Raw genomic sequence first — 2,964 nt, 5'->3', positions numbered from 1 at the left:
TAAGCAAAGTATTTTTCTGGTATTCCTTTGCTTAAAAGTGTTATTCAAGCTTCAATTTGTACAAATACTTCATACAAAGCGATGGTTTTTTGACTGGACTTGCGTCTTCTTAAAAGAGCCGCAGCCTTATCTAAATTGCTCAAAGGTAACATATAAAAGGGAAAAACTAATTTAAAGGCGCATCAGATTACATTCTCAATTCTCAATTATCATTAGGAACCTTCTCCAAAAAAATACCCCGTTCAGCATATTCTGAAGGGGTCCCGCCGGGCAATAAGCAACACCATGTATATTCTTTCTGCACTGCGTTATGCCCAAATTTCGGACTGGAGCCCCCTTCAGCCCACTGAAATTCCTGGCGAATTCATGACGACGATGACTAAGTACATAATTCTAGATTAAAGTAAATTAGTAGGGGGGGGTTCCCCTCACAAGGGTAGGTTTTTTACAATTAGGAAGAGTCAGAAACAGCGAAAGAGCTAAAAGTGTTGAAGGGGGAAGGAAACAGCTTACCAACACTCAGGGATTGATCATTGAGTAAGCGGGCAACGATAGTTAACAAACCATCGACAAAATAAGAGAGCCGAGGAGATACAGGTGGACTACTAGAGGTGTTACTAGTCTTTTCTTCGATTTCTCTGTGCTCAGTGAAACTGACGGGTTGTTCTCCTTCACCACCGAGGCTGATCGTCCATAACAGAGCTACAGCCATAGCTAACCAATGTCGCTCTGCCCTTTGTGGGCTGACCAGACGAGTTCGCTGCCACTGCCAACCATCACTTTTAATATCTCTGTATGAGCATTCAATCCAAGAACGAAAGCCATACCAATCAATCTGACAATCACAGGGATTTAAATCTGTCAAAATCAACCAAGGATCTTTATAGTTTGGCTCCCATCGAGCTAGTAAAGTACATTCAATTGTTTTGTTTTTAAAGCATCTGACTTGCCCAGACCAACTTATGCCATCACAGTCAACAACAGTTGCCAGAGGATGCCATGAAGATGAACCGGAAATTTGATACTGACCCTGATGATTAATTCTTAAGAAGGGATGCCAACCATTATTGACAATCTCTTGGTACAACCAATCTGCATACAATCCTCTATCTGCTGCCACAATCACTTGCCAAGTGGTTGGTAGAATCTCCTTTAAAGCAGATAAGAGTTCTTTCCAGTAAGGCTTCCAGCTTCCTTTCTGTGTGGCTTTGACTATTTTCCATGCCACTGGAATCCCACTACCAGCGTGAAGCACATTAATTGAAAGAACTGTAAAGTTTTGACCCACGCAGGTGGCATCCAGGGCGATTAGTAGTTCTTGAGTAGTTGGAGGTAACACATCCACAATCCATCTCAGTAATGAAGCAAAACATTCAGTTACTTCTAGAGATACTCGTTTATTACCTTTTTTGGCTTTCGCTTCTGCTTCTTTGTACCATTCCTTCAATCTCTGACGTACCGTATTTTCTTTTTCCTGATTGATTTTGGCGATCAAGTTTGACACCCTGGTCAGACTACTTGATTTGGTCATCACCATCCCAAAGCTCCAAGTGGCTAGCCCATTTACTTGAGGTAAGCTCAAATCAGGAAATCTATAGCTTACCACCTTTTTCCACTCTAATAGATGTCGATTTAAGGTCATCTGTACCATGTGGTTGTTACCGGTGCGACACCGGTCGGGTTCCCCGACAAGGGTGAAGGTGCACCAAGAAAACTAATATTTCATTTTTACCTCTTCATCTGAGCGTTTACTCCTCTGTTTGTAAAAAACCTACCCCTGTGAGGTAGGGAGTAGGGAGTAGGGAAATGCGATCGCGTAGCGTGACCAAAGGTCAATCGCATTTCCTTACTTTACTTTACTGTTTGGTTATATGTTTTTTTATTTGGGCTGGGTAGTGATGAGGCGTTCGCGTAGCGTGGCCTACGGCCAATCGCTACAGCCAACATCTCACCTCTCCCTATTTGTATTGATAGTATTATCAAAATTATTTGGATTTGGCAATGAGTATTTATACATTTTTTTTGAGTTTACAAATGAGTTGTAAAACTAGATGGTGATTTTTGCTAAACTAAAAAACTTTGTATTCCTTACAGCTCCTACCTATTGGGAGTTTTTTGTTTCCTAACCATTGGGATTATTTGTTTACATCTCAAATAAAAATACTATTACTATCGTAATTTACTTCATATTACTTCACCATGCTTCAGAGCACTTCATCGACGTTTCATGCCCTACTTACTACTTCCTGTTACCAGGAAAAAATCCCTGAAAGCCCTACTAATTCATTGTTGTGAATTATCTCTCATCAAAGTTTTTTATAAAAAAACAATTGCAACTGTAAAGATTTGTTAAGTTTAACGTAAACTCATTCAAATAGTCCGGATTGTATGTAATACTATGTTTGGAAAGTAAATTAGCTATCAATAACAAAGCAGGGTAAACGCATCTTATTTAGTAGAAATGGTAACATCCAAAACAAAAAAATATTAACTCAATCTATTGTTTAGTTTTTAAATGTAACTCTTGATACAATCTTAGATGTGTTTACCCTGGGATTATATGGTTACAACTGGGTTAATTTTTACTACCAAGTTTATGGAATTGTTGATAAGTTAATTACGATATCCTCGAATAAACGACCATTTTATCAACGAGGTCTCAAAGCTATGACCTTGATTATGTCTGCTTTTTAGCTACTCTTGTCACCCCGCCAGTTTACTAGCTTGTTCATGAAGGCTATTCTCGGTTAGCAGATGACATTAAAGGTATCCATTAAACCCAAAGAATATTCCCATGCATTAAGGAATCCACTAAAAGGTTTCCGACCACGCAATCGTAATGGGAAACATGAATATGGCACACTTTGTCGTGTATACATGAAGTGGAATGACTTAGAGCGCAATGAAAAAGATGGTTTAGATCGTATTATAAATACCTGTAATTTAGCGTGGAATAAAGTTGAG

2 protein-coding genes are annotated in these 2,964 nt (G+C 39.1%); one reads left to right on the top strand and one right to left on the bottom strand.

All coding sequences use genetic code 11. The annotated features are described in order from the left end of the window. Window positions 1-451 precede the first annotated feature (451 nt). Window positions 452-1,642, bottom strand: coding sequence for a transposase (locus F6K53_RS36405; RefSeq protein WP_293084324.1), 1,191 nt, complete (start codon window positions 1,640-1,642; stop codon window positions 452-454). 1,112 nt (window positions 1,643-2,754) lie between these two features. Between F6K53_RS36405 and F6K53_RS36400 the strand changes: the two genes are divergently transcribed. Next, a partial coding sequence (locus F6K53_RS36400; RefSeq protein ID WP_293084321.1) for a hypothetical protein occupies window positions 2,755-2,964 on the top strand: 210 nt, incomplete at its 3' end.

The organism is Moorena sp. SIO4A1 (assembly GCF_010672065.1).
GTDB lineage: Bacteria > Cyanobacteriota > Cyanobacteriia > Cyanobacteriales > Coleofasciculaceae > Moorena.
The sequence above is the reverse complement of the archived record's forward strand: the minus strand, read 5'-3'. Positions and strand labels throughout refer to the sequence as shown.